The 25,945-nt window shown below is 69.9% G+C and carries 24 protein-coding genes; 9 read left to right on the forward strand and 15 right to left on the reverse strand.

Going from position 1 to position 25,945, the window contains the following annotated elements; all coding sequences use genetic code 11:
- Nucleotides 1-92: 92 nt before the first annotated feature.
- The 6 genes from ACIQJ5_RS03745 to ACIQJ5_RS03770 form a co-directional block, all read right to left on the reverse strand.
- Nucleotides 93-1,256, reverse strand: coding sequence for a mannitol-1-phosphate 5-dehydrogenase (locus ACIQJ5_RS03745; protein WP_402841019.1), 1,164 nt, complete (start codon nt 1,254-1,256; stop codon nt 93-95).
- Nucleotides 1,253-1,693: a PTS sugar transporter subunit IIA gene (locus tag ACIQJ5_RS03750; RefSeq protein ID WP_231092592.1), complete on the reverse strand. Its 441-nt coding sequence runs from the start codon at nt 1,691-1,693 to the stop codon at nt 1,253-1,255. The genes ACIQJ5_RS03745 and ACIQJ5_RS03750 overlap by 4 nt, the downstream gene beginning before the upstream one ends.
- A gap of 107 nt (nt 1,694-1,800) precedes the next feature.
- Entirely contained in the window at nt 1,801-3,411 is a 1,611-nt protein-coding gene (locus tag ACIQJ5_RS03755; RefSeq protein WP_402841024.1) for a PTS mannitol transporter subunit IICB, read from the reverse strand.
- Nucleotides 3,408-5,075, reverse strand: a complete 1,668-nt coding sequence (gene ptsP / locus ACIQJ5_RS03760) for a phosphoenolpyruvate--protein phosphotransferase (protein WP_402841027.1) — start codon at nt 5,073-5,075, stop codon at nt 3,408-3,410. Before ptsP ends, ACIQJ5_RS03755 begins: the two co-directional genes overlap by 4 nt.
- 3 nt (nt 5,076-5,078) lie before the next feature.
- The gene (locus tag ACIQJ5_RS03765) at nt 5,079-5,360 is read right to left on the reverse strand and encodes an HPr family phosphocarrier protein (protein WP_231092595.1); all 282 of its coding nucleotides are present in this window, start codon (nt 5,358-5,360) and stop codon (nt 5,079-5,081) included.
- Nucleotides 5,361-5,391: 31 nt separating this feature from the next.
- Nucleotides 5,392-5,697 carry a PTS sugar transporter subunit IIB gene (locus tag ACIQJ5_RS03770; RefSeq protein ID WP_402841032.1) on the reverse strand — a complete coding sequence of 102 codons (306 nt, stop codon included), beginning with the start codon at nt 5,695-5,697 and terminating at the stop codon, nt 5,392-5,394.
- 188 nt (nt 5,698-5,885) lie between these two features.
- Here ACIQJ5_RS03770 and ACIQJ5_RS03775 point away from each other — a divergent pair, with 188 nt between their 5' ends.
- Nucleotides 5,886-7,781 carry a BglG family transcription antiterminator gene (locus tag ACIQJ5_RS03775; protein ID WP_402841035.1) on the forward strand — a complete coding sequence of 632 codons (1,896 nt, stop codon included), beginning with the start codon at nt 5,886-5,888 and terminating at the stop codon, nt 7,779-7,781.
- 3 nt (nt 7,782-7,784) lie between these two features.
- Here ACIQJ5_RS03775 and ACIQJ5_RS03780 read toward each other — a convergent pair whose 3' ends face one another.
- The 5 genes from ACIQJ5_RS03780 to ACIQJ5_RS03800 all read right to left on the reverse strand — a co-directional run bounded on the left by ACIQJ5_RS03780 (nt 7,785) and on the right by ACIQJ5_RS03800 (nt 12,596).
- Nucleotides 7,785-8,051 carry an HPr family phosphocarrier protein gene (locus tag ACIQJ5_RS03780; protein WP_402841038.1) on the reverse strand — a complete coding sequence of 89 codons (267 nt, stop codon included), beginning with the start codon at nt 8,049-8,051 and terminating at the stop codon, nt 7,785-7,787.
- On the reverse strand, nt 8,048-8,632 hold the full coding sequence (locus tag ACIQJ5_RS03785) for a GNAT family N-acetyltransferase (RefSeq protein ID WP_402841041.1): 585 nt from the start codon (nt 8,630-8,632) through the stop codon (nt 8,048-8,050). The genes ACIQJ5_RS03780 and ACIQJ5_RS03785 overlap by 4 nt, the downstream gene beginning before the upstream one ends.
- A 9-nt stretch (nt 8,633-8,641) precedes the next feature.
- Nucleotides 8,642-9,979, reverse strand: a complete 1,338-nt coding sequence (locus ACIQJ5_RS03790; protein WP_402841044.1) for an MFS transporter — start codon at nt 9,977-9,979, stop codon at nt 8,642-8,644.
- A gap of 116 nt (nt 9,980-10,095) precedes the next feature.
- A complete protein-coding gene (locus ACIQJ5_RS03795) occupies nt 10,096-11,763 on the reverse strand; it encodes a phospho-sugar mutase (RefSeq protein WP_402841047.1) in 1,668 nt (555 codons plus the stop codon).
- On the reverse strand, nt 11,763-12,596 hold the full coding sequence (locus ACIQJ5_RS03800) for a purine-nucleoside phosphorylase (protein ID WP_402841050.1): 834 nt from the start codon (nt 12,594-12,596) through the stop codon (nt 11,763-11,765). Before ACIQJ5_RS03800 ends, ACIQJ5_RS03795 begins: the two co-directional genes overlap by 1 nt.
- A gap of 159 nt (nt 12,597-12,755) precedes the next feature.
- Between ACIQJ5_RS03800 and ACIQJ5_RS03805 the strand changes: the two genes are divergently transcribed.
- Both ACIQJ5_RS03805 and ACIQJ5_RS03810 read left to right on the forward strand, forming a co-directional pair.
- On the forward strand, nt 12,756-14,207 hold the full coding sequence (locus ACIQJ5_RS03805; RefSeq protein ID WP_231092603.1) for an NAD(P)H-quinone dehydrogenase: 1,452 nt from the start codon (nt 12,756-12,758) through the stop codon (nt 14,205-14,207).
- Between the two features lie 79 nt (nt 14,208-14,286).
- A complete protein-coding gene (locus ACIQJ5_RS03810; RefSeq protein ID WP_402841054.1) occupies nt 14,287-15,291 on the forward strand; it encodes a hypothetical protein in 1,005 nt (334 codons plus the stop codon).
- A gap of 62 nt (nt 15,292-15,353) precedes the next feature.
- Here the strand turns inward: ACIQJ5_RS03810 and ACIQJ5_RS03815 are convergent, their stop codons facing one another.
- Nucleotides 15,354-17,120: a biotin carboxylase N-terminal domain-containing protein gene (locus ACIQJ5_RS03815; RefSeq protein ID WP_231092606.1), complete on the reverse strand. Its 1,767-nt coding sequence runs from the start codon at nt 17,118-17,120 to the stop codon at nt 15,354-15,356.
- A 125-nt stretch (nt 17,121-17,245) separates the two neighbouring features.
- The gene (locus ACIQJ5_RS03820; RefSeq protein ID WP_402842032.1) at nt 17,246-17,890 is read right to left on the reverse strand and encodes a Maf family protein; all 645 of its coding nucleotides are present in this window, start codon (nt 17,888-17,890) and stop codon (nt 17,246-17,248) included.
- Nucleotides 17,891-17,940: 50 nt separating this feature from the next.
- Here ACIQJ5_RS03820 and ACIQJ5_RS03825 point away from each other — a divergent pair, with 50 nt between their 5' ends.
- The 4 genes from ACIQJ5_RS03825 (at nt 17,941) to ACIQJ5_RS03840 (ending at nt 22,244) form a co-directional block, all read left to right on the forward strand.
- Nucleotides 17,941-19,182 carry a class I SAM-dependent RNA methyltransferase gene (locus ACIQJ5_RS03825; protein ID WP_402841058.1) on the forward strand — a complete coding sequence of 414 codons (1,242 nt, stop codon included), beginning with the start codon at nt 17,941-17,943 and terminating at the stop codon, nt 19,180-19,182.
- Between the two features lie 62 nt (nt 19,183-19,244).
- Nucleotides 19,245-19,910 carry a response regulator transcription factor gene (locus ACIQJ5_RS03830; protein WP_231092608.1) on the forward strand — a complete coding sequence of 222 codons (666 nt, stop codon included), beginning with the start codon at nt 19,245-19,247 and terminating at the stop codon, nt 19,908-19,910.
- The gene (locus tag ACIQJ5_RS03835; RefSeq protein WP_231092609.1) at nt 19,900-21,171 is read left to right on the forward strand and encodes an ATP-binding protein; all 1,272 of its coding nucleotides are present in this window, start codon (nt 19,900-19,902) and stop codon (nt 21,169-21,171) included. The genes ACIQJ5_RS03830 and ACIQJ5_RS03835 overlap by 11 nt, the downstream gene beginning before the upstream one ends.
- On the forward strand, nt 21,168-22,244 hold the full coding sequence (locus tag ACIQJ5_RS03840; protein WP_402841062.1) for a hypothetical protein: 1,077 nt from the start codon (nt 21,168-21,170) through the stop codon (nt 22,242-22,244). Before ACIQJ5_RS03835 ends, ACIQJ5_RS03840 begins: the two co-directional genes overlap by 4 nt.
- Before the next feature lie 306 nt (nt 22,245-22,550).
- On the opposite strand, the gene ACIQJ5_RS03845 is transcribed toward ACIQJ5_RS03840, so the two are convergent.
- Nucleotides 22,551-22,775, reverse strand: a complete 225-nt coding sequence (locus tag ACIQJ5_RS03845; RefSeq protein ID WP_231092611.1) for an acyl-CoA carboxylase epsilon subunit — start codon at nt 22,773-22,775, stop codon at nt 22,551-22,553.
- Entirely contained in the window at nt 22,772-24,373 is a 1,602-nt protein-coding gene (locus ACIQJ5_RS03850; RefSeq protein ID WP_372459813.1) for an acyl-CoA carboxylase subunit beta, read from the reverse strand. Before ACIQJ5_RS03850 ends, ACIQJ5_RS03845 begins: the two co-directional genes overlap by 4 nt.
- Nucleotides 24,374-24,477: 104 nt before the next feature.
- Here ACIQJ5_RS03850 and ACIQJ5_RS03855 point away from each other — a divergent pair, with 104 nt between their 5' ends.
- Nucleotides 24,478-25,266: a biotin--[acetyl-CoA-carboxylase] ligase gene (locus ACIQJ5_RS03855; protein ID WP_402841067.1), complete on the forward strand. Its 789-nt coding sequence runs from the start codon at nt 24,478-24,480 to the stop codon at nt 25,264-25,266.
- Nucleotides 25,267-25,330: 64 nt separating this feature from the next.
- Complete coding sequence (locus ACIQJ5_RS03860) at nt 25,331-25,888, forward strand: PH domain-containing protein (protein WP_372459814.1); 558 nt, start codon at nt 25,331-25,333, stop codon at nt 25,886-25,888.
- The last annotated feature ends 57 nt before the right edge of the window (nt 25,889-25,945 follow it).

Here is a 25,945-nt window from a genome sequence, read left to right on the forward strand (position 1 = left end):
CCACTCTATGCGACCTCCACGGGTCGCTTCGGTCTGTGGGCGAGAACCGCCGCAATGCGCCGATTCTCGCCCACAGGCGGAAGTCTCGCCTGTCAGCGGAGGGAGGTGAGGCGCTCCGAGATGACGGCGACCACGTCGTCGAACAGCGGGTGCTCCGGATCCAGACCCGTGATCTCGCGGGCGAGGGCGGGGGCATCGGCGGAGCCGCGCAGCAGCTCCTGCAACTGCACCGACTGCTCGTCGGCGGGGTCGGAGAACTCCAGCGCCGCACCCACCGCGTGCAACAGCGCCTCCGTAGCGAGACCGCGCTCGGCCGCCTCCGCGGCGGGGCCGATGAAGCGCTCGTGACGGCTGAGCTTGCGCAGCGGCTGACGCCCGACGCGCCAGACCGTGTCGGGCAGCTCGGGATTGCGGAATCGGTTCAGGATCGTCGCCCGGTACTCCGCGAGGCTTTCGGCGGACAAACCGTGCTTCGCCTCCAGCACCGCGGAGGTCTCCTCGAGCGCACGCGCCACGCCGTCCTCGACGGCCGCGATCGCGAGGGCGTCCGAGATGCTCTCCGCCCCGGCTGCGGCACCGAGGTACGCGGTGGCGGCGTGGCCGGTGTTCACGGTGAAGAGCTTGCGCTCGATGTACGGCGCGAGGTCGTCGACGAAGTGCGCACCCGGGATGTTCGGCGGGTTGTCGCCGAACGGGCGGCGCTCGATGGCCCACTCGAAGAACGGCTCCACGGTCACGTCGATTCCCTCGCCGGGCGCCTGTGCGGGCACGATCCGATCCACGGCGGTGTTGGCAAAGACGGCGCGGTGCGACAACTCGCGCCAGTCCGCTCCGGCGCGCTCGACGATGGCCTCACGCAGCGTGTCCGTCGCCCCGATCGCGTTCTCGCACGCCATGACCTGCAGCGGCGCGGCATTCTCGTCGCGGCGGCGGAGGCCGTCCAGGATGTTGGCCGCGACGAACTTCAGCACCGTGGGGCCCACGGCCGTGGTCACCACGCTCGCCGCGGCGATCTCCCGCGCGAGGGCCTCCGGGTCCGCCGCACTGTCGATAGCGCGGAAACCGGTGACCACGTGATCCACCCCGCCGGGTCCCGCCTCGTGCACGGTGTACTCATCGGCGGCGTTGATGGCGTCGACGAGGGCGGTCGCCACGTCGCTGAACACCAGCTCGTAGCCGCCGTCGTGCAGCAGCCACCCGACGAAGCCGCGCCCGATGTTGCCCGCGCCGAAGTGCACGGCTGTGGGCGCGCTCATGCTTCGTTCACCGTGGCGACCAGCTCGAACAGCTCCTGCGGCGTGGCAGCAGCCTTGAGGCGGGCGAGGTCGTCCTCATCGGAGAACAGGATGGCGATGCGCCCGAGGATCTCCAGGTGCTCATCGCCCTTGCCCGCGATGCCCACCACGAAGCTCACCGGCTCGCCGCCCCAGTCCACGCCGCCGTCGTAGCGCACCAGCGACAGACCGGACTCCAGGATGGTGTCCTTGGTCTCGTTCGTGCCGTGCGGGATGGCCAGCTCGTTGCCCATGTAGGTGGACACCGTGGCCTCGCGCAGCTGCATGGCGGCGAAGTAGCCGTCGGTGACGGCGCCGGCGGCGACGAGGATGTCGGCGGCCTCCTTCATCGCGGCTTCCTGCGTGGTGCCGTTCGGGTGGATGCGGACGGAATCGGGACGGAGGATCGAGTGGGACATTGTGTTCCCTTCCACGGGGTGTTCGGCCTATCGGTGTCCGGCGCGGTCGGACCGTCGCCGAGGGCGGGAGCGGCCCGGATTTCCCGGACCGCTCCCGGAGATGATGCTCAGGAAGCATCCTCCTGCTGTTTGCGCACGCGGTCCACGACCTCGTCGTACTTCGGAGAGTTCATGAAGTTATCGACCGACACGTGCACGGCGGAGGGGTTGCGCTCCGTGGCGCGCTGGGTGAGCTGCGCCTGCGTGACGATGAGGTCCTCGGTGCCGTCCAGGTTCGCGATGGCCTTGTTGGTGACCGTCACCCCCTCGATGCCCGCCTTCTTGAACTTGTTGCGCAGCACGCTCGCGCCCATGGCGGAGGAGCCCATGCCGGCGTCGCACGCGAACACGATGTTCTTCAGCTCACGCTCGTCGGCGGCTCCGGTGATGGTGCCCGCCTGCGTCTGGGCGACCTCGCCGGCCGCGCTGGAAGCCGCGAGACCCCCGAGCACGGACGAGCCCTTGCCCTTGTTCGCCTGGGTCTGCGCGACCGCGGCGGACAGGTCGCCGGCGTTCTCCGACGCCAGGTCCTTCTTGCGGCTGGCCCGCAGGATGATCGCCGCGATGACGAACGAGACCGTCGCAGCCAGCAGCACGGAGAGGATCACTCCGAGGTAGCTGTCCTTCGACGTGGCCGCGAGGACCGCGAAGATCGAGCCGGGAGCGGCGGGGGCCACCAGGCCCGAGTTGAACAGCACGTTGGTGGCCACACCCGTGGCACCACCGGCGATCGCGGCGAGGATCACCATCGGCTTCATGAGCACGTACGGGAAGTAGATCTCGTGGATGCCGCCGAAGAACTGGATGATGATCGCACCGGGGGCGGAGGCCTTCGCCGCGCCGATGCCGAAGAACGTGAACGCCAGCAGGATGCCGAGGCCGGGACCGGGGTTGGCCTCGATGAGGTACAGGAAGGACTTGCCCTGCTCGATGACCTGCTGGGTGGCCAGCGGCGTGAACACGCCGTGGTTGATGGCGTTGTTGAGGAACAGCACCTTGGCCGGCTCGACGATGATCGACAGCAGGGGGAGGATGCCCAGCTCCACCATCCACTTGACCACAGCACCCAGCGTGTTGCTGATGAGCTGCATCGCCGGACCGAAGCCGAAGAAGCCGAGGATCGCGAGCAGGAATCCCAGGATGCCGGCCGAGTAGTTGTTGACGAGCATTTCGAAGCCCGGCTTGATCTTGCCGTCCCACAGCCGGTCCATCTGCTTGGTGAGCCAGCCCGCGAACGGGCCCATCACCATCGCACCGAGGAACATGGGGATGTCGGTTCCCACGATGACGCCCATGGTGGCGATGGTGGCCACGACGCCGCCGCGCTCGCCGTACACCATGCGGCCCGCGGTGTTCGCGATGAGCAGCGGCAGCAGGTAGGTGATCATCGGCCCGACGAGACCGACGTACTGCTGGAAGGTGTTGCCGTCCTCGCCCACCGCCAGCTGCGTGCGCGAGCCCATCCAGCCGATCAGCGACTGATCGCCGAAACCGCCGAAGATGTCGGCGACGGGATGCCAGCCGCCGAGCCAGCCGGTGGCGATGAACAGGGTGGTGATCAGACCCCACGCGATGAACGCCGCGATGTTGGGCATGATCATGCCGGAGAGGAACGTGCCGAATCGCTGTACGGCGACGCGGGCTCCTCCTCGGGTCTGGGTCGGTGACGCCGTCGTCATGACTGGTTCTCCTTTTCTGCTGCGGCTCGCGCCGCTGCTCGTGCACCGGCCGCATCGGATGCGGCCAGTGCTGCCGCGGCGATGCGGCGGGCATCGTCCAGCGTGTATCGGGTGAGGGAAGCGCGCACGTCGGCGAGAGCCGACGGCGCCATCGAGAGACTGGTGGCGCCGAGGCCGACGAGCACCACGGCCAGCAGCGGGTCGGCGGCAGCCTCGCCGCAGATGCCCACGGGCTTCGCGAGCTCGGCACCGGCGGAGCCCACCGAGCCGATGAGGCTCAGCACCGCCGGGTGCCACGGACTCTGCAGGTCGGCGACGGATCCGAGCAACCGGTCTGCCGCCATCGTGTACTGCGTGAGGTCGTTGGTGCCGATCGAGGCGAATTCGGTGCGCGCGAGCACGCGGTCGGCGATGAGCGCGGCCGCCGGGGTCTCGATCATCACGCCCGCGGTCTTCAGACCGTGCTCGTGGACGATCGCGGTGAAGTACTCCGTCTCCTCCACGGTGGCCACCATCGGTGCCATGACCCAGAGATCGGCGTCGGTCACCGCATCCGCCGCCGCGAGTGCGGTCAGCTGATCGCGGAGGATCTGCTCGCTCGCGCGGAGTGCCCGGATGCCACGGACTCCGAGGGCGGGGTTCTCCTCCTCGCTGTCGTTGAGGAAGGACAGCGGCTTGTCCGCGCCGGCGTCCAGCGCGCGCACCACGACCTTGCGGCCGGGGAAAGCCTCCAGCAACTGCGTGTAGGCGGCCTGCTGCTCGGCGACGGACGGTGCGGTGTCCGCGGAGAGGAACAGGAACTCGGTGCGGAACAGGCCGACGCCTTCTGCTCCCTTCGCCACGGCCTCGGCAGCACCTGCGGGCGAGCCGAGATTGGCGAGCAGGGGCACCGCTGTGCCGTCGGCGAGGGCACCGGCACTGAGCGGTGCGGCGGCTGCGGCCCGACGGGCTTGCGCCTTCGCGGCTGCCTTCTCGAGTTCGGTCTCGCTCGGCGATGTGATGACCGTGCCGGTCTCGGCGTCGACGATCACCGTCTCGCCGTCGACCAGCGATGCGGCACCGGACACGCCGACGATGGCGGTGATGCCCTTCTCGCGAGCCAGGATGGCGGTGTGCGAGGTGGGCCCGCCGTCGCTGGTGACGACGGCGAGGACCAGGTCCAGATCCAGGAGCGCGGTGTCGGCGGGGGCCAGATCGCGCGCGACGAGCACGTACGGATGGCCGGGTTCCGGCAATCCGGGCGCGGCGACGCCTCGCAGCTGCGCGAGGACGCGCTGGGCGACGTCGTCGAGGTCCGCCGCACGCTCGCCCAGGTACCCGCCGGCCTCGGTGAGCAGATCCCGGAACGCCGCGAACGCGTCAACGACCGACCACTCGGCGGTGTATCCGGCGTCGATGCGCTCATCCACCTGGTCGGCGAGCTCGGGGTCCTCGGCCATCATGGCCTGGGCTTCGAGCACGTCCTGCGCGGTGCCGCCTGCGCGGGCGCCGCGGCTTTCCAGCTCACGTGCGACGGCGTCGACGGCCGTGCGGAAACGCGCCTTCTCCGCATCGGGAGCCTGTGCGGACGCGGTCTTGTCGGGTGCCGGCAGCGGGTCGGCGATGCGGGCGACCGGCCCCTGGGCGACGCCCAGGCCGATGCCCACTCCGGTCAGCTCAGCCACGGTTCACTCCGCGTCGATGTCGCTGGCGAGGAGGGCCGCGAGGGAGTCGATCGCGGCGGCCGCCCCGGGAGCGTCCGCGTCGGTGGCGAGCACGACCTCGTCGCCGTGCTCCGCACCGAGCGAGATGACGCCCAGGATGCTGGCCGCGTTGGTGGGCTTGCCCTCACCCTTCTGGATGGTGATCGGCAGGCCGAGCTCCTTCGCCGCCTGCGCGAACAGCTTCGCCGGGCGGGCGTGGAGCCCGTGCGAGGAGCCGACGGTGACGGTGCGCGTGATGGTGGTCATGTGATCCTCCGGATGAGTGGTTGAAAGGAAATCAGGTCAGCTGGTTCACGAGCGCGAGGGTCTTCGCACCGGTGAGATCTCGGAGGCACTCCTCCGGAAGCACCTCGACGCGGGCCGGTGCGAGCTGCTCTCTGGCCTCGCCGAGAACGTGCGAGAGGTGGGGGCCGATGAGGACCAGATCCGCCTCCGTGGCACGATCGGAATCGCTCGCGAGGGAAGCCCCCCAGCTCCCGGCCCGAGCGGACAGCGGGAACCCGCCCTCCCGGGCTGCTCTTTCCAAGCGCTGGGCGACGAAGGTGCTGGAAGCACCCGCGCCGCACACGATCAGGATCTTCATCGACCCACCTCCTGATCTCATGGTCGTCCTCGCGTGCACAGGCCACAACCAGGGTGGTTTCCGCCCCCGAGGAAAATACTTTCCGCCCGACACCGGCCACGCGGCCGATGTCGCGGGCTAGCATCGGGCAGGAGCGAGGACGCCCCGCGGACGCCCGCTCGCCCCCGACGCGGAGCTCAGGAGGTGCGATGACCAGGCAGCGACAGGATCGGCTCGTCGACCTCCTGGTGCGCTCCGGCACCTGGCGCACGGCAGCCGACCTGGCTGACCGGCTCGGGGTCACCACCCGCAGTATCCGCTCCTACGTGGCCGCGGTGAACGAGCGCGTCGGTGGTGCCGATGCCATCGAGTCCGGCGCGATGGGCTACCGGGTGCGACCCGATCGGCTCGCAGCCATCCGCGACACGGCCGACGAGAACGTCCCGGACGTCCGGCGGCATGCCATTGGACGCACGATCGTGCTGGCCGACGACGGCGTCGATGTCTATGCGCTGGCGGACGAGCACTTCGTCAGTGAGGGAACGATCGAATCCGACCTCGCGTGGGTGCGGGCACGCGGCGTGGAGCGGGGACTGCGCTGGGAGCGGCGCGGTCCGCTCGTGGGCTTCGTGGGCGAGGAGGGTGCACGCCGGGCGACGCTGCGCTCGCTGCTGCTCGCCGACACCCCCGGCGGCTTCGATGAGACCGTGGTGGAGGGTCTGCTCGGCACGGGCAGCGTCGACCGCAGCCGTGTGCTGCGCGCCCGGCTGAGCGCACAGCTGACCGCAGGCGGGTACTTCGTGAACGAGTTCGCCCTCGGCGGGGTCGCCTTCGCGGTGCTGCTGGCGGCCTGGCGATCCTCCGCGGGCGCCGTGATCGAGCCTGTCGGCGACGCTGTGGTGGACCCTGCGGCGCGCCAGGTCGTGGACGACGTCATCCGTGAGGTCCTCGGAGCAGCGCTTCCCGCCGCGGAGGTGGACGCGCTCACCGTGCTGCTGCGCGTGCGCGGAGCCGTCGCCTCCGGATCTCCCTCGGACGACACCGATGACGATGCGGCGATCGCGGGGGAGCTGCGGCGGATCGTCGACGCGGTGACCGAGCGGTTCGCGGTTCCGGCTCTCGAAGACGACGTGCTGACCCGCCTCGTGGCGCACGTGCAGAATCTGCGGCGTCGCTCCAGCGGCGGCGAGTGGAGCCGCAACCCGCTCACCCGTACGCTGAAGGCGTCGTATCCGCTGCTGTTCGACGTCGCCGTGGCGCTGGCCAGCGCGCTCTACGAGCGCTTCGGGATCCCGGTCCACGACGACGAGGTGGCGTATCTCGCGATGCACATCGGAGGCCAGTGGGAACGGCGGCGCTCGCTGGAGAACCGGCTGACCGCCACCCTGGTGTGCCCCGGGTACTACGAGATGCACGAACTGCTGCGCACCGGCATCGAGCAGTCGCTCGGCTCCGTGCTGATGATCACCGACGTGCACACGGACGCCGAGCCGTCCGGCGGTTTCGACACCGACCTCGTGCTGACCACGCTGGAGTCGGGGCAGAACGCCGACAACGTGGTGCAGATCTCGCCGTTCTTCACCGACGTGGATGCGGAGCGCGTGATGGCGGCGGTGGCTCGGATCCGTCGTTCGCGCCGGCTCTCGCAGTTCCGGGCCGAGCTGTCACGCTACTTCGTGCCCGCGGCGTTCGTGCGGGGGATCGAGGCCGGTGCCGACGAGGAGAGCGTCATCCGCCGCCTCGGGGCGCTCCTGGTGGCAGAGGGGGTGATCGACGAGGAGTACGTCGAAAGCACCGTGGTTCGGGAGCGGACCTCCTCCACCGCCTTCACGGAGACCCTGGCGGTGCCGCACGCGATCGGGATGACCGCCACGCGCACCGCCATCGCCATCGGGATCGCTGAATCGACCCTGCCCTGGGGAGATGCCCGGGTGCAGGTGGTGGCCATGGTCGCCTTCAGCGAGACCGATCGCGAGGCGTTCCAGACGGTGTTCGAGCAGTTCGTGGAGGTCTTCTCCGACGCCGCCTCGGTGCAGCGTCTCGTGCGCCGCGGTACCGATTTCCCCGCCTTCCTGGAGCAGCTGGCCGCCCTCATCGACGGCTGAGACTCACTCGGTCGCGCGGAGGATCGCGGCGATTGCGGCCACCACCCCCGACGCGCCGGCCCCGCGCGCTCTCACTCCCACCGTCGTGCCGGCGCGAAGGTCCGCCGCCATCAGCGACAGGACGCTGGCGGCGTTGAGCTCTGAGCCGGACCCGGCTCGCAGCATCACCGTTCCGGCGAAATCTCCCGCGCGGGCCGCGACCGCGGCGGCCGGGCGCGCGTGCAGATCCTGCCCCAGCACCGCCTCGGCGGTGGCGTCGAGATCGCTCACAGCTCGCCGAGACGGGCGCGCAGCCCGGTACGCACCGTGGGCCACTCGTGCGGGAGGATCGAGTACACGACGGTGTCGCGCAGCGTCCCGTCCGGTCCGAAGCGGTGGTTGCGGAAAACGCCGTCCTGCTTCGCCCCCAGGCGCTCGATCGCCCGCCGTGAGGCGAAGTTGTGGAAGTGCGTGCGCAACTCCACGGCGATCACCCCGCACGTGTCGAAGGCGTGCGCGAGCAGCAGCAGCTTCGCCTCGGCGTTCACTCCCGTCCCGCGGGCGTCGAGCGCGAGCCAGGTGTAGCCGATCTCGGTGCGCGGAAGCTCCGGCTGCACGTTGCAGAACGTCGTCTCCCCGACGATCGCGTCATCCTCCAGGCGCCGGATCGCGAACGGGTTCATCGTCCCGCGATCACGCTGCGCGAGCCGGTCGGCGATGTCCTCGTCGATGCCGTCCGGACGGGGTGCCACCGTGTACCAGAGCGCATCGGTGTTCCCCGCTGCGGCGGCGCGCAACCCCTCGGCGTGCGCCTCGCTCAGCGGCTCGAGGCGGACGCGGCTTCCAGTGAGCGTGACGGGGGCGTCGATCATCCGCCCAGTCTAAGCACCGGCGTCGGCGTCCCCGCTTCCGGCGGCGGCTCTGCTCATCGCCCGCGCCGAGGCGACCGCGCGGCGTCCCGCCGGGATTAGCAGGGCGATCGCCACCACGACGATGGTGGCGATTCCCGCGGCCACCAGCAGCACCTCGACCGGCATGACGTCCGCGAGCGGTCCGAAGCCGAGCATGCCCACGGGCATGGCGAGGGCCATCACGATGCCGACGAACCCGAACACACGCCCCCGCCGCTCCGGTTCCACGGTCTCCTGCAGGAGGGTCATGGCGGTGGTGCCGAAGAACGGCACCACGAGGCCGGTCAGGAACATCGCGCCGAAGAAGATCCAGACGTTCGGGGACAGGCCCAGCACGATGGACAGCACCGCGAAGGCGAGGGATGCCGCGGTGATCAGGGTGATGCGGTCGCGCTGGGCGGCCCACAGCGCCACGAGGATGCCGCCCAGCGCCATGCCGATGCTGAAGGCGAGCTCCAGGATGGTGAGGTTGACCACGTCTCCGGCCTCGTCGCCAGCGGGGAAGGTGCGCACCACCATCAACGGGGTGAGGTTGGAGGGTGCGACCGTGAAGAGGAACACCACCGCGTAGAGCACCAGGAGCCAGCGAACGAACGCGTGGCCGAACACATACCGGATCCCGGCGGCCAGGTCTGCGAAGTACCCGACGGGCTCCTCCGCGGAGCGATCGACCTTGCTCACCCGCACCAGTGCGAGCAGAGCGATGCCGATCACGGCCGTGACCACGTCGATCGCGAAGATCGGCAGCAGCGCCTGCAGCCCGGAGCCGGTTCGCAGCGTCGCCCACGCGAAGATGGCGCCGGCGGCGGCCGGGGCGATGAGCATCATGATCGAGTTGATCGTCTGCATGATGCCGTTGACGCGCATCAGGTGTCGTTGCGGGCTGATCTGGGGGATCATCGCGGAGACCGCGGGGGTCTGGATGCCTGCGCCCGCCGATCGGATTGCGAGGGTGAGGAAGATCAGCCAGAGCGGCGCGTACCCCGCCAGCAGAAGGACCGCGAGGATCGCCGTCGTGAGCGCGATGGACCCGTCCGCGGCGATGATCAGGAGCTTGCGATTGTGACGATCCGCCCACACGCCACCGAAGATCGACACGATCGCCTGCGGGAGGAAACCGAACAGCGCCGCCAGCATCATCACCGAACCGGAGCGGAACTCCATCGTCAGGTACCAGAAGATCGCGTACTGGACCAGCATCGAGCCCAGCAGGCTCACGGTCTGGCCGCTGAAGAACAGCAGCAGGCCGCGCATCCAGTGAGGCGGATCTGCGGGCGGTGGGGAGGCGTCGTCTCTGGCGTCTGTCATCATTCTCTTCTTCGCGATATATCGCGAGAATTCTCCGGGAGTCAGAGAAGTGTGTCAAGACGGCGCAGACACGAGAACGGGTGGGACGGCCCTGCCGCCCCACCCGTTCTCGTGGTTCAGGAGAAGGTGCCGAGCAGGTCCCGAACGGCGGCGTCCATGGCCGCGATCCGTGCCTGCGATGCCTCGGCGGACTCCGCCTTCGCGTCCAGGTACACCTTGAGCTTCGGCTCGGTGCCGCTGGGGCGCACCACGATGCGGGAGCCGGAGGCGAGCCGGTAGCGCAGCACATCGCCGGACGGCGTGCCCTGCGGCGCTTCCAGCAAGTCCTCGGCCGTGCTCACGGCGTCATCGCCGAACGCGACCGGCGGCTGCGCGCGCAGACCCGCCATGATGCGTCCGATCAGCGACAGGTCCTCCACGCGGATCGAGACCTGACCGCTGGCGAAGTGCCCGAACGTCTCGCCGAACTCGTCCAGCAGGTCCGCGACGGTGCGCCCCTCGGCGCGGGCGTCGCAGGCGAGCTTCAGGAAGGCGATGGCTGCCGAGATGCCGTCCTTGTCGCGCACCGTCGTCGGGTTGACGAGATAGCCCAGGGCCTCCTCGAAACCGAACACCATCCCGGGCGCCCGAGAGATCCACTTGAAGCCGGTGAGCGTCTCGTGGAAGTCGAGCCCGTAGTGGGCGGCGACCGCGCCCAGACCGGGGGAGGAGACCAGTGAGCAGGCGAGCGATGCGCCGGGGGTGCCGGCAGCCGCCCGTGCGTTCTGCCAGCCCAGGAGCAGCCCCACCTCGTTGCCGCTCAGCCGGCGCCAGCCACCGTCGACATCCGCCGGAACGGCCACGGCCAGTCGGTCCGCATCGGGGTCGTTCGCGATGATGAGATCGGCACCGGCCTCCCGAGCCGCGGCGAAGGACAGGTCCATCGCGCCCGGCTCCTCGGGGTTGGGGAAGGCCACCGTGGGGAACCGGCCGTCGGGCTGGATCTGCTCGGTCACCAGAATCGGTGCGGCGTATCCGGCCTCGGTGATGATGCGCGAGATGGTCTCGTACCCCACGCCGTGCATGGCGGTGTACACCCAGCGAAGGTCGCCGCCCGCTGCCGGAGCAGGGCCGACGGCGGCGGTGGCCGTGACGTACGCGTCCAGCACCGACTCGTCGGCGACCGTGTAGTCGGTCGAACGGGGCAGCGCGGGAACGGTGAGCGTATCGGCGACGCGCTGGATGTGCGCTGCGATCTGCTTGTCGGCGGGCGAGACGATCTGCGAGCCATCGTCGCTCCCGCCGAGGTAGACCTTGTAGCCGTTGTCGTCGGGCGGGTTGTGACTGGCGGTGACCATGACACCCGCGTCGGCGTTCAGCAGACGCACGGCGAACGCCAGCACCGGGGTCGGAAGCAGGCGCGGCAGAAGGATGGCCCGCAGTCCCGCTCCGGCGAAGATCTCGGCGGAATCGGTGGCGAAGACCTGCGAGTTGCGCCGGCCGTCGTAGCCGATGACCACGGTCGGCACGCCGTCGACGTGCTCCCGGAGATAGGCGGCGAAGCCCGCGGCGGCCTGTGACACGAGCACTCGGTTCATCCGGTTCGATCCCGCTTCCAGCCGGCCGCGGAGGCCGGCGGTCCCGAACTCCAGACGGGTGGCGAAGCGATCGACGAGGTCGGCGGCAGCAGCCTCCTCGCCGTCGGCGACGCGCGTCAGCAGCTGTGCGAGCTCGTCGCGGGTCGTCTGATCCGGATCCTGCGCGAGCCAGGCCTCCGCCCGGGTGACGGCATCCGCGACGCTCATCAGAGTCGTCCGATCACGCGCGCGAGCAGGTCGGAGATCACCGGCTCCGCGTCGCGGCCGGCTTCGATGACCTCCGCGTGGCTGAGCGGGGTCTTCTGGATGCCGGCGGCGAGGTTGGTGATCAGCGAGAAGCCGAGCACCTCCATGCCCGACTGGCGGGCGGCGATCGCCTCGAGAGCGGTGGACATCCCGCAGATGTGGCCGCCGATGGCCTTGGCCATCTGGACCTCGGCGGGCGTCTCGTAGTGCGGACCACGGAACTGGCAGTACACGCCTTCGTCGAGGGTCGCATCCACCTCGCGTGCGATGCCGCGCAGACGTGCGCTGTACAGATCGGTCAGGTCCACGAAGTTGGCGCCCTCGATGGGGGAATCCGCGGTGAGGTTGATGTGGTCGCTGATCAGCACGGGCTGACCCGGCTTCCAGCTCTCCTTGATGCCGCCGGCGCCGTTGGTGAGCACCATGATCTCCGCGCCGGTGGCGGCCGCGGTGCGCACGCTGTGCACCACGCGGCGGACGCCATGACCCTCGTAGTAGTGCGTGCGTGCGCCGATGATGAGCACGTTCTTCCCGCTGTCCGTGCGCAGACTGCGGATCGTGCCGACGTGGCCCTCCAGCGCGGGCTTCGAGAACCCGGTGACCTCGGTGGCCGGAATCGTGGCGACGGTCTCGCCGATCAGATCCGCAGCCTTGCCCCAGCCGCTTCCGAGCGTGAGCGCGATGTCATGGCGCTCCACACCCGTCAGGCGTGCGATGTCGGCGGCAGCGGTGCGTGCGACGTCGAACGGATCGGTGTTCGCGTCGTCCAGCGGATTGTCGTGGTTCTCAGGCATCCTCCCACTCTAGGAACCCCACACGCCCCTCACCAGAGCACTCCACTGCTCATTCGCGCATGCCGTGCTCGCTTCATCGCGCGCGACTGGTCCCTATCCGGGCCGGATACGAGCCAGGTGCGCGCAATGAAGGGGATGTCGTTAGGGGAGAATGGGAGCATGGCATCCCTCTCTTTTGAGCGCACGCAGTCCGTCGCGATCATCGGCGGCGGTCCCGGCGGCTACGAGGCGGCGATTGCGGCAGCTCAGCTGGGTGCCGAGGTCACCCTGGTGGAGCGTGCGGGCGTCGGCGGTTCCGCGGTGATCACCGACGTCGTCCCCTCCAAATCCCTGATCGCCACGGCCGATGCCGCGGTCGCGATCAGCGAGGCCAGTGACCTCGGCGTGCAGTTCTTCGCGAAGGGAGCCGACGGCAAGCCGCTCAAGCCCCAGGTGGCCATCAACCTCGCCGCCGTCAACAAGCGACTGCTGACGCTGGCGCGTCAGCAGTCCGACGACATGCGAAGCGCGCTGCTGGAGGCCGGCGTCCGCATCATCAACGGCCACGGGCGCCTGGAGGGGGACCGCGCGGTGGTGGTCTCCACCGGCCCCGGCGGCACCGACTTCGACCGGGTGGAGGCCGACACGCTGGTGGTCTCGGTGGGCGCCTCCCCGCGCCGGCTGCCGTCCGCGATGCCCGACGGCGAGCGCATCCTCACCTGGACTCAGCTGTACGACATGAAGGAGCTGCCGAAGCACCTCATCGTGGTGGGCTCCGGTGTCACCGGTGCCGAGTTCGCCTCGGCCTACATGAACCTCGGCGCTCAGGTCACCCTCATCTCCAGCCGTGATCAGATCCTGCCCTCTGAGGATGCCGACGCCGCTGCGGTGCTGGAGAAGGTCTTCAAGCGCGGTGGCATGAAGGTGCTCAACAAGTCTCGTGCCGAAAAGGTGGAGCGAAGCGGCGACGGCGTCGTCGTCACGCTCGCCGACGGTCGCACGGTCGAGGGCAGCCACTGCCTCCTGGCCGTGGGATCGATCCCGAACACGGCCGGCATCGGCCTGGAGGAGGCGGGCGTGCAGCTGGCCGACTCCGGCCACATCGTGGTCAACCGCGTGGCGCGCACCTCCGTGCCCAACATCTACGCCGCGGGCGACTGCACCGACTTCATGCCGCTGGCCTCGGTGGCCTCCATGCAGGGGCGCACCGCCGTGTTCCACGCGCTCGGTGACATCGTCATCCCGCTGGAGAAGGGCCGGATCACCGCCAACATCTTCACCGCCCCCGAGGTCGCCTCGGTCGGCTTCACCGAGCAGGACGTCCTGGACGGCAAGGCGGACGGCGTCGTGCACAAGCTGCCGCTGGCCGCGAACCCGCGCGCCAAGATGATCGGCATGAAGGACGGCTTCGTGAAGATCATCGCGCGGAAGGGATCGGGAACCGTCATCGGCGGTGTCATCGTCGCCCCGCGCGCCTCCGAGCTGATCTACCCGATCGCCATCGCCGTCGAGCGACGCCTCACGGTGGACCAGGTGTCGCGCGTGTTCGCCGTGTACCCGTCGCTGACCGGGTCCATCACGGATGCCATGCGGGCGATGCACCTCGTCAACCGGCAGGAATCCGGCGCCTGACCCGTTTCATCGTGCGCACTTGGCTCCTTTCGGGCAGCCGAAGGAGCCAAGTGCGCACGATGAAACTAAGTTGGGTCCCGTGGTGACCCCAGACCTGCCGTCGGCACCGACGCTGCCGCCCATCCCGTGGCCACGCGCCTGGGCGCCCCCGCGGCGATCCCGCTTCCCGCTGGCCGCCGGCTGGGTGATCGTCGCGCTCGCGGTGGCTGCCCTGCTCAACCCGGCGGCGCTGACGGCGGCAGCGAGCGAACCCGCCGGAGTCCTCGGGCGGGTGCTCGGCTCTGCCGTGGTCGCCGGCTTCGGTGCAGCGGTCATCCTGATCTTCGCGGGGCAGCGTCCGCCCGTCGCACCACCGCGATTGATCAACGCCGTCACTCTGACGCGCGCACAGCGCGATCTTCCCGATGACTGGGTGCACTTCTTCCCCGAACGGCGTCGCGGGGCGAGCATGGTGGCCGGCTTCGCGGCGCTGGCGTTGCTGCTGCTGGGCGCGGCGACAGCAGCGGCGGTCGTGATCGTGCCGGATCCGGCACGCGATGCCGGGACACGCGTGACGGCGGCTGTGATCGGCACCGTGGCGGGGCTCGCGGGCCTGCTTTTCGCCGGGGCCGCGATCCGCACGGGGATCGGCCGGATGCGCGGCGGATCGTTCGGCAGACGGGCGATGGGGCTCGCGATCGGGCGTAGGGCGGTGCTCGTCACCGGTGTGGAGCTGGTCGCCGTGATCCCCTGGAGCGCGATTCGCCGCGTCGAGGCGGATGCCATGCGATTCGCGCCGAGCGAACGCACGATGCTCGGAGGCCGTCGGCGTGACGATGCGGAGGTCCCGACCATCGTGCTGCATCTCGACCCGGCAGGGATCTCCGCAGAGCTGAGGGCCGTGACGTTCGAGGCGGCGCCCGGGGATCCGGTGTTCACGCTCACCGCAGACTCGAGCGATGTCCATCCCTGGGTGCTGTGGGCTGCGCTGTCGTATTTCTCGGACTCGGCGCGCCGCGAATCGCTGGGAACCACGTTCGCGCAGCGCGCCCTGTCGTCGTGGGCAGCGGGCGTCGCTGCGGCGGATCGATCGCGTCGCTCCTGACAGGTGGCCGCCACGGACAGCAGAAGGGCCCCGAGGTGATCGGGGCCCTTCTCACATCGGTCTCAGCTGATGGTGAGCAGCTGGTGACCGGCGGACACGGTCTCGCCCGCGCTGGCGTTGATCGCGCCGATCACGCCGTCCTTGTGCGCCTGCAGCGGCTGTTCCATCTTCATCGCTTCGAGCACTACGACCAGATCGCCCTTGACGACCTGCTGGCCCTCTTCGACCGCGACCTTCACAACGGTGGCCTGCATCGGCGACTTCACAGCGTCGCCCGAGGCTCCGGCGGAGGCGGTGGACTTGTGCGAGCGGCGCGACGGCGGGGCCACGGCGGGACGGCCCGCACCGACGGCGGGGCCGACGATGCGGTCGGGCAGGCTCACCTCGAGGCGCTTGCCGGCGACCTCGACGACGACGGTGTGGCGGCCGGCGGCGTCGGCGGCGGGCTCCAGCTCACCGTCCCATGCGGGGATCTCGTTCACGAACTCGGTCTCGATCCAGCGCGTGTGCACGGCGAAGACGCCGTCCTCCGCCGTGAACGCGGGCTCACGCACGACCTGGCGGTCGAACGGCAGGACCGTGGGCAGTCCCGCGACCTCGAACTCGTCGAGGACGCGGCGCGAGCGCTCCAGCGCCTCCGCGCGGTCCTTGCCCGTGACGATGATCTTCGCGAGCAGCGAGTCGAATGCACCCGAGACGGTGTCTCCGGCGGTCACACCGGAATCGAGACGGATGCCGGGGCCGCCGAAGGTCTTAAACACCTTGATGGGCCCGGGCTGGGGGAGGAAGCCGCGACCCGGGTCCTCGCCGTTGATGCGGAACTCGATCGAGTGGCCCACCGGCTTCGGGTCGTCGTAATCGAGCAGACCGCCCTCGGCGAGGCGGAACTGCTCACGCACGAGGTCGAGTCCGGTGACCTCTTCGGAGACCGGATGCTCGACCTGCAGGCGGGTGTTCACCTCGAGGAACGACACCGTGCCGTCCGCGCCGATGAGGAACTCGCAGGTTCCCGCACCGACATAGCCGACCTCCTTGAGGATGGCCTTGGAGGCCGAGTACAGCAGCTCGTTCTGCTCGTCCGTGAGGAACGGCGCAGGGGCCTCCTCGACCAGCTTCTGGTTGCGGCGCTGCAGCGAGCAGTCACGTGTGGAGACGACGACCACGTTGCCCGCAGCGTCCGCGAGGCACTGGGTTTCGACGTGACGGGGCTTGTCGAGGAACTTCTCGACGAAGCACTCGCCGCGACCGAAGGCGGCGACCGCCTCACGAGTGGCGGAGTCGAACAGGTCGGGGATCTCCTCGACCGTGCGGGCGACCTTCAGGCCGCGGCCGCCACCGCCGTAGGCCGCCTTGATGGCGACGGGGAGACCGAACTCCTCGGCGAAGGCGACGACCTCCGCGGCGGATTCGATGGTGCCCTGGGTGCCGGGGGCGAGCGGAGCGCCCACCTTCTCGGCCACGTGGCGTGCGGTGACCTTGTCGCCCAGCGCCTCGATGGCCTCCGGGGACGGGCCGATCCAGGTGATGCCCGCGCCGATCACCGCACGGGCGAAGTCGGCGTTCTCAGCGAGGAAGCCGTAGCCGGGGTGGATGGCGTCCGCTCCCGCGCGGCGGGCGACGGAGAGGATCTTGTCGATGACCAGGTAGGTCGAGGCTGAGGTCGAGCCCTCGAGAGCGTAGGCCTCGTCGGCCAGGCGAGCGTGCATCGCGTCACGATCCTGGTCGGCGTATACGGCGACGGACGCGATCCCCGCGTCTCGTGCTGCGCGAATGATGCGGACGGCGATCTCGCCGCGGTTAGCGATCAAGACCTTCGAGATTGCAGGCATGAGTGCCAGACTACCGCGACGAATGCGCGATCTTTTGAGCACTCTCGACAAGAATCTGCGGAATACGTTTCAGACGACCTACCAACACCGCGCAGGAGCGTGATCACACCGCCGCGGGGAGGCGATCACCGGTTCCAGAGCGTCGGCCACGCCACGCCGAGCTGGGCTGCCAGCCGCCGAAGCGTTGACAGCGACATCCCGATCACCGTGGACGGCTCGCCCTCGATCCGCTCGATGAACGGCCCTCCCAGACTGTCCAGGGTGAACGCGCCCGCCACCTGCAGCGGCTCCCCGCTGGCGATGTAGGCGTCCAGTTCGGCATCTGTCATGTCGTCGACGAACGAGACCGACGCCTCCGCGACGGCGTCGGCCTGCCCCTGCACCGCGCCACCCTCCACGCGCAGCACGCTGTGACCGGAGTGCAGCACCCCGGTGCGACCGCGCATGAGGTGCCACCGTTCGCGGGCGACGGCCGCCTCATGGGGCTTGCCGTAGACCGTGCCGTCGAGCTCGAACATCGAGTCGCCGCCGATCACGATGCCGTCGAAACCGGGAGCGAGATCATCGATGCGCTCCGCCACGGCGGCGGCCTTGAGCGAGGCGAGAACCTGGACGTGCTCGGCGGGGGAGAGCGTGCGGCCGAGCCCCGATTCGAGAGAAGCCACCGCCGCGTCCTCATCGACTCCCGGCGAGTGCAGCAATGGCTCGATCCCTGCCTGGCGCAGCAGCATGAGACGGGCGGGGGACGTGGACGCGAGCAGCACCTGCATGAGTGACAGGCTATCCAGTCCGACGGCGGCGGGCATGGGAGAATCGACCAGTGCCCACTCCTGCTGAAGACACCCTCGACCTGACCATCACCGGCGTCGCCCACGGCGGCGTGTTCGTCGCCCGTCACGAGGGGCGCGTGGTGTTCGTGTCCGACGCGATCCCCGGTGAGAGAGTGCGCGCGCGACTCACCGACACCAACAAGAAGTCATTCTGGCGCGCAGAGACGGTGGAGGTGCTGGAGGCCTCCGAGCACCGACGCCCGCACGTCTGGGCGCCGGCGGATATCAGCCACGCTCCCGAGGACCGCCCGGGCGGCGCGGACTTCGGACACATCGACCTCGCGCACCAGCGAACCCTCAAATCGGACGTGCTCACCGACGCGCTGCGCCGATTCGGGGGCATCGAGCGCTCCGTCGACGTGCGGGCGGTCGACGGCGAGACCGACGGACTGCGCTGGCGCACCCGGGTGAGCCTGCACGTGGACGACGCCGGGAATGTCGGACCGTACGCCGCGCGCAGCCATCGCGTGATCCCGGTGGAGGAGCTCCCGCTGGCCACGCTGCCGATCGAGCGCGCCGCCGACAAGCTGTTCGCCGGACGCGGTGACCGCATCGACCTGGTCCAGCCCGCCGACGGTCGCGTGCGTGTGATCAACCGCCGCGCCGAGCAGAACGCCCGCGAGCAGCACGAGGTGGTCGTCGAGACCGTGGGCCAGCGCGAGTTCCAGGTGGATGCCGATGGTTTCTGGCAGGTGCACCGCGGCGCCGCTGCCACGCTCGACGCCGCGATCCGCCGGCTCCTCGGCGATGAGCACGTCGATCCGGACGCCTGGCACCTCGACCTCTACGGCGGTGTGGGCCTGTTCGGTGCCACGGTCGCGGACCTCGGCGGCTCTCGCATCACGAGCGTGGAGGCGGATGCCCGGGCCACGGAGCACGCCGGGGAGAACCTCTCCGAGTGGGTGGGTGCGCGGGCCGAGACGGCGCGGGTGGACCGCTACCTGCGCTCACTGGTGCAGGGGGCCTCCGCGCGGGAGAAGGAGCGACTCGCCCAGGGCGTCGTCGTGCTGGATCCGCCGCGCACCGGGGCCGGTCGCGGTGTGGTCACCGACCTCGCGGCGCTGTCACCGCGCACGATCGTCTATGTGGCGTGCGATCCCGTGGCCCTCGCACGCGATCTCGGCACCTTCCGGGAGCTGGGCTACGCGGCCGATGCGATCGAGGCGTTCGACCTGTTCCCGCACTCCCACCATCTGGAGACGGTGGCGCTGCTGCATCGGGCCGACGGATAAGCGCAGCGCAGCGGCGCGATCGCCGAGATGTCGGGGTTCGTCCGCGCCGCTAGGCTGACCCTATGATCCGCGTGTGCCTCATCGACGACCACGAGTCGGTTCGTCTGGGACTGGAAGCAGCCCTGCTGCGCGAGGGCGCCGACGTCATCTTCAGCGGTGAGAACGTCACCTCCTACCTGCGGTGGCGCCGCGCGGGCAACGAGGCACCGGCGGACGTGGCGGTGCTCGACCTCGGTCTCGGCGACGGCAGCGCCATCACCGACAATGTTCGTCGCATCGTGCTGGACGGCTCGGCCGTGATCATCCACAGCGTCGCCGACCGGCCCGCGGCCGTGCGCGAGTCCCTCGCCGCCGGGGCGATCGGCGTGGTGAGCAAGTCGGCCCCGATCGGCGAAGTGATCGCCGCAGTGCGCACCGTGGCCGCGGGGCGCCCGCTGGACAACGTGGAGTGGGCGAGCGCCGTGGACGGTGATGCCGACTTCGCGCTCGCGCAGCTGTCCCAGCGCGAACGCGAGGTGCTGGCCCTGTACGCCACGGGGCTGCCGCTGAAAGTCGTGGCCGATCGCCTCGGCATCGCCTTCAGCACCGCGAAGGAGAACATCGCGCGCGTGCGGGCGAAGTACACCGACGTCGGACGTCCGGCACCCACCAAGGTCGACCTCCTCATGCGTGCGATGGAAGACGGGATCATCGACGATGCGGACAAGAACGCACCGCGTGTCGGCTGAGTCCCGGCGCCGCCGCACCGCCGACGTCGACGCGGAGCCGCTGTTCTGGGGATCGATCCCGGAATCCGGCGGCTTCACCCGCGCGCGCATCGAGCGCATCTTCGCCCTGGTGATCGGTCTGGTCTGCATCGTTTTCGGGGCACAGGCCGCGGTGGCGGCCCTCGGCAGCACGGAGACCGGATCGTGGCACACGCCTATGATCGTCGTGGTCTTCGGCGCCCTCGCCGTCATGATCGTCACGGGGATCATCGGCCGTGGGGCACGCAGCGGCGCCGGACTGTTCTGCGTGGTGTTCATCGCCCTGCTGGTGGTGTGGCCGTTCGCCTCCGAGGGCAGCGTCGTCTCGGCCACCGAGCAGCCCTGGATCTGGTTCCTCATCAACGTCGCCACGGTCGGCGCCGCTCTCGCCTTCCCGCTCCCGCTCGCCGTGGTTCTCACGGTGCTGATCCCTCTCGGGTTCGCGGCCGTGCGCATCATCCAGGGCGGCGGGACCGCTGAGTTCTGGCGGGCGAATCTCGCCGACGTGTCGTTCTCGCTCATCTTCGGCTTCGTGCTGCTGATCATCGTGTGGATGACCCGCTCGGTGGGCATCTCCGTGGACCGTGCCCGCGCGCAGGCGCTGGACAGTTACGCCGAGGCCGCGGCGATCGACGCCGCCGAGCAGGAGCGGATGGAACTGGCCGCTCTCATCCACGACAGCGTGCTCTCCGCGCTCATCGCCGCCGAACGGGCCGACTCGCCACGGGAGCGCGAACTCGCCACCTCGATGGCACAAGCCGCGCTGTCGGGCCTCGCGGGCGCCGAGGACCCCGAGGACGACGATGACACCACGCCGGTCACCACCCGCGTGATCGCGCAGGACATCGCGGCGGCGGCGCACGGTTTCGGCTTCACCCTGCCCGTGCGGTGCCCGACCGAGACCTCCATCCCCCGTGATGTGGCACGTGCGCTCACTCTCGCGGCCATCCAGGCGGTGGCCAACGCCATCCAGCACGCCGACGCGGTCGGACTGACCACCGACGTGGAGTCGATTCGGGGAGGCTGCCAGATCACCGTGTCGGATCTCGGCGGCGGCATGGATCTGACCGCGGTCCCCGAGGACCGGCTCGGCATCCGCGGCTCGATCATCGCGCGGGTCGAGGCGGTGGGCGGGACCGTGAGCCTGCAGTCCTCGGTCGCCGGCACGCGCGTGACCATGCGGTGGCTGCCGGAGGGCGCCGTCTCCGCGGGTGCCGCGACCGAGCGGATGGAGTTCCAGTGACCGTGCTCCCGGTACGCAGGCTCCTCGTCGGGCTCGGCCTGGTCTTCGCCGTCTACCTGGCTTCGCGCGGTCTGATGTGGACGGCGACACCGTCGGCGCCGGTGGTCTACGTGAGCGCCCTCGCGCTGGGTGTGATCTCGACCGCGATCTGCCTCTTCGCCGACTCCCGCATCCCGGCGGCCTACCCGGACGCGCCGCTCACCGCAGGAAATCGCGGCCCCAGCAAGCTGCCGGTCTGGGCCGCGGTGCTGGCGGTGGCGACCGCCGCCCTGGTGCCCACGGCAGTGTCGCTCAGCGTGGGGGCGGATCATCGGGCCGAGTCCTGGGCCACCAGCTACGTCGGCCTGATCGGAGCCCTGCTGACCGTTGCGACCGTGCGGCGCCGTCCCGGATTCGCGTGGGCCGGCACGGCGGCGCTCGCCGTGAGCACCACCGCCTGGCTGGGGCCGATCGTGGCCCTGGGGCAGGGCCTCACCGGATCGGTGATGTGGATCGTGGGGGCGCAGCTGCTCCTCGGCTTCCTCGACCGGGCTGCGCGGGACACCGTTCGTCTCGTGGAACTGCAGCGTGCCGCCGTGGCCTGGCAGGCCGTTCAGGAGACGCGCCGGCGTGAACGGCGGGTGCGTGTGCGCTTCGCTCTCCAGGTGGCAGCCCCGATCCTGGTACGGGTGATCCAGTCCGGGGGCGAGCTGACCCCCGACGAGCGAGCGCAGGCCCGTCTGGCCGAGGGCAGCCTGCGTGACGAACTGCGCGGAGCCCGCCTGCTCGATGACCGCGTGCGGGCCGAACTGGACAGCGCGCGTCGCCGGGGCAGCACCATCACGGTCTTCGACGAGGGCGGCCTGGACGGTCTCGACCAGCAGTCGCTGGATCGCATCCGCGGCGAGCTGGCCGAGATCGTCTCCGGCACTGTCGCGTCGCGCCTGATCATCCGCACCGCTCGCGATCCGCGCGTCGCCGTCACGGTGGTCGGGCGCATGGACGAGTCGGACGACGAGGACTCCGTGGTGCTGTGGGAGGAGATCCCGCGTCAGCGGGTGGCCGCTGACGATCCGCGGCGGGCGCGCGACTGATCCGCGGGGGAGCCCCTCTCGTCACCCGTGGATCTGTCGCCCCATGAGTTCCGGGCCGGACGCCGACGAGGGGGAGTCAGTTCCTCACCCCTCGTCCTGGCGTCCGAGCCACCCGAAGACTCAGACTGCACCGGCGCGGACCGTACCCTGAAAACGGCCGGACCGGTGAACGCAGAGCGTCGTCCCCTCAGTATGTGCGAGATACATGCCGCTGTCTGTCGGTCGTTTGGGGGACAGATGGGGGACAGGAGGACGGGGCTCACAAGACTGTGGGCCACCGCAGGGCGGTGGCCCACATCCGAGACCTCAGCGGCTGAAGCGGCCCCAGCCGACCTCTCGATTCAGCGGGCGCCGCAGGCTCCGGCGCGTCTGCATCCAGGCGGACGGTCGCGGACCGTCGTCGGCCTCCAGGCTCGCTACCTCGGCGGCGTACGCGTCACTGACCACCGCGACCACGGCCGCCAGCTCCTCGGGGGTGGGGTGTCCCCGGCGGATCTCCAGCGTGACCGGGGCGTCGTCGTGCTCGCTCACAGCGGGATGTTCCCGTGCTTCTTGGCGGGCAGCTCGGCGCGCTTGCCGCGCAGCGAGCGCAGGGCCTTCGCGATGGCCACGCGGGTGGCGGCGGGCTCGATGATCCCGTCGATCTCACCGCGCTCGGCGGCCAGGAACGGGCTCGTGACGTTGTACGTGTACTCGTTGGCGAGCTTCGTGCGCACCGCGTTCACGTCTTCACCGGCCTCCTCGGCCGCGCGGATCTCGCTGCGGTAGAGGATGTTGACGGCGCCCTGGCCGCCCATGACGGCGATCTCCGCCGTCGGCCAGGCGAGGTTGACGTCGGCGCCCAGCTGCTTGGAGCCCATCACGATGTACGCGCCGCCGTAGGCCTTGCGCAGGATGACGGTGACCAGCGGCACGGTGGCCTCGGCGTAGGCGTAGATGAGCTTCGCGCCGCGGCGGATGACACCGGTCCATTCCTGGTCGGTGCCGGGCAGGTAGCCGGGCACGTCCACGAGCGTGACGATCGGGATCGAGAACGCATCGCAGAACCGCACGAATCGGCTGGCCTTCTCGCCCGCCTCGATGTTGAGGGTGCCGGCCATCTGCGAAGGCTGGTTGGCGATGATGCCGACGCTGCGACCCTCCACGCGGCCGAAGCCGATGAGGATGTTGGGCGCGTACAGCGGCTGGACTTCGAGGAACTCGCCGTCGTCGACGATCTTCTCGATGACGCCCTTCATGTCGTAGGGCTGGGTGGGAAGATCGGGGATGACGGTGTTCAGCTGACGATCGAGGTCCGTGGTCTCGAATTCGAAGTGCGAGTCGTACCCGGGGGCATCGGTCATGTTGTTGTCCGGCAGGAACGACAGGAGGGTGCGCGCGTAGTCGATCGCGTCCTCCTCATCGCTGGCCAGGTAGTGCGCCACACCAGAGCGGGTGTTGTGGGTGTACGCACCGCCCAGCTCCTCCATGCCGACGTCCTCGCCGGTGACGGTCTTGATCACGTCGGGGCCGGTGACGAACATCTGGCTGGTCTTGTCGACCATGATCACGAAGTCGGTGAGCGCCGGGCCGTACACAGCACCGCCGGCCGCCGGGCCCATGATGATCGAGATCTGCGGGATGACGCCGGAGGACGCCGTGTTCATCCGGAAGATCTCGCCGTACTTGCTGAGGGCGAGCACACCCTCCTGGATGCGCGCCCCACCCGAGTCCAGGATGCCGATGATCGGCATACCGCCGCGCAGCGCGTACTCCATGATCTTGATGATCTTGTTCCCGGAGACCTCGCCCAGCGAGCCGCCGAATGTCGTGAAGTCCTGCGAGTAGAGCGCCACGGTGCGGCCGTTGATGGTGCCGATGCCGGTGACGACCGAATCGCCGTAGGGGCGGGAGCGATCCATGCCGAATGCCGTGGTGCGGTGGCGCACGTACTCGTCGAACTCCACGAAGCTGCCCTGATCCACGAGCATCTCGATGCGCTCGCGCGCGGTCAGCTTGCCCTTCGCGTGCTGCTTGTCCTGGGCCAGCTTCTCGGGCTGTACGACGGCCTCTGTGAAACGGGCACGGAGGTCGGCGATCTTGCCAGCGGTCGTCGCGAAGTCGTAGGTCTCGTCGGTCACGGATTCCACCCTAGTAGCGGTGCCTCGCCGAACGCCTGTGGCGAATCCACAATCCCGCACCTCGGGTTCTGTGCCCGTCGCAGCCCGTGGGCGCATCGTCGTAGGGTGCCGGTATGACGATTCCCGCGAACGGATACCCGCTGACTGCAGCCGTGAGCCCCCGCGTCCAGGTGGCCGAGCACACCGGGTCGACGAACGCCGACCTCGTGGTCGCGGCCTCGGCGGAGGAGTACCCCCACCTGTCGGTGCTGCTGACCACCGATCAGCGCTCGGGGCGCGGGCGCCTGGACCGGCGCTGGGAGACCCCGCCGGGTTCCGCGCTCGCCGTCAGTGTGCTGCTGCGGGTCGGGGAGCTGCCGCTCGATGCGCGCGGCTGGATTCCGCTGGCTGCCGGATGGGCGATGACCGAGGCGATCCGCGCCCAGCTGACGGACCAGGACGTGGCCCTCAAATGGCCCAACGACGTCCTGGTGGGAGGGCGGAAGATCTGCGGCATCCTCGCCGAGGCGACGTTGGATTTCGCCGCCGTCGTGGTGGGCTCCGGGATCAATACGGCCATGGCTCCGGAGCAGCTCCCGGTCGAGACGGCCACGTCGTTCGCCGTGGAGGGTGAGGTCTGCGACGAGGATCGCCTCATGGCCGACTACCTGGTGCGCCTGGACCGCGCCCTGACCGCCCTGATCGCTGCGGGGGGCGATGCCGTGGCCAGCGGGCTGCACGCGGATGTGGTCGGCGTGTGCGGGACTCTCGGGCGGGCGGTTCGCGTGTCCCTTCCCGATGGGTCTGTGCTGGAGGGAACCGCCACGGGGATCGACGCCGAGGGGCGCCTGCAGGTGACCCGCGCCGGTGCCGCTGACCCCGCGGCGGTCTCGGCGGGTGACATCGTCCACCTCCGTTTCTGACGCGGACGCTCGCGGGGGCGCGCCGCTGCCCGGCTCCGGCGGGGGAGCAGGGGACAATGGGCTCATGATGAGCGAACCGGGATCGATCGGGGGGCGCCCGCTGATGCCGGCACCCGGATCTCCCGTGCCCGAGCTGCTCATCGCTCGATTGCACCCCCACGCGCGACGACTGTTCTGGTCGGCTCTGGTTCTCATTGCCACGGCTGGAGCGGTCGGCTGGTTCACCGGCAACGCGCCGGTGCCCTGGCTCACCGACCTCATGCTCTGGCTCGCCGGCGGCATCGTCGTGGTGCTGCTGGTGCTGGTGCCGTACGTGGTCTGGTCCACACGCCGGGTGACGATCACCACCCGCCGGGTGATCGTGGCGGACGGGCTGTTCTCGCGTCGTCGCCGTGAGCTCTCCCACGCCCGCGGGTACACGGTGTCGCTGCGGCGCGGTCCGCTGCAGCGCCTGTGGGGGAGTGGCACGCTCGTCCTCTCGAACGGCGTGGAGCCGCCGCTGCGGCTCGCGGACGTGCCGCACGCCCGCCTGGTGCACGAGGTCCTGGTCGATCAGGTGGAGGTCAACCAGATCCTCGCCCATCGCGATCAGCAGGCCGGCACCACCGGCTCCCTCGTCTGACCCACCCTCGCCCTCCCGCCGCGTGGACCCACTCCTGCGCGGACCGTCTCCGCGGAG

The organism is Microbacterium sp. GXS0129 (assembly GCF_044769785.1).
GTDB lineage: Bacteria > Actinomycetota > Actinomycetes > Actinomycetales > Microbacteriaceae > Microbacterium > Microbacterium nymphoidis.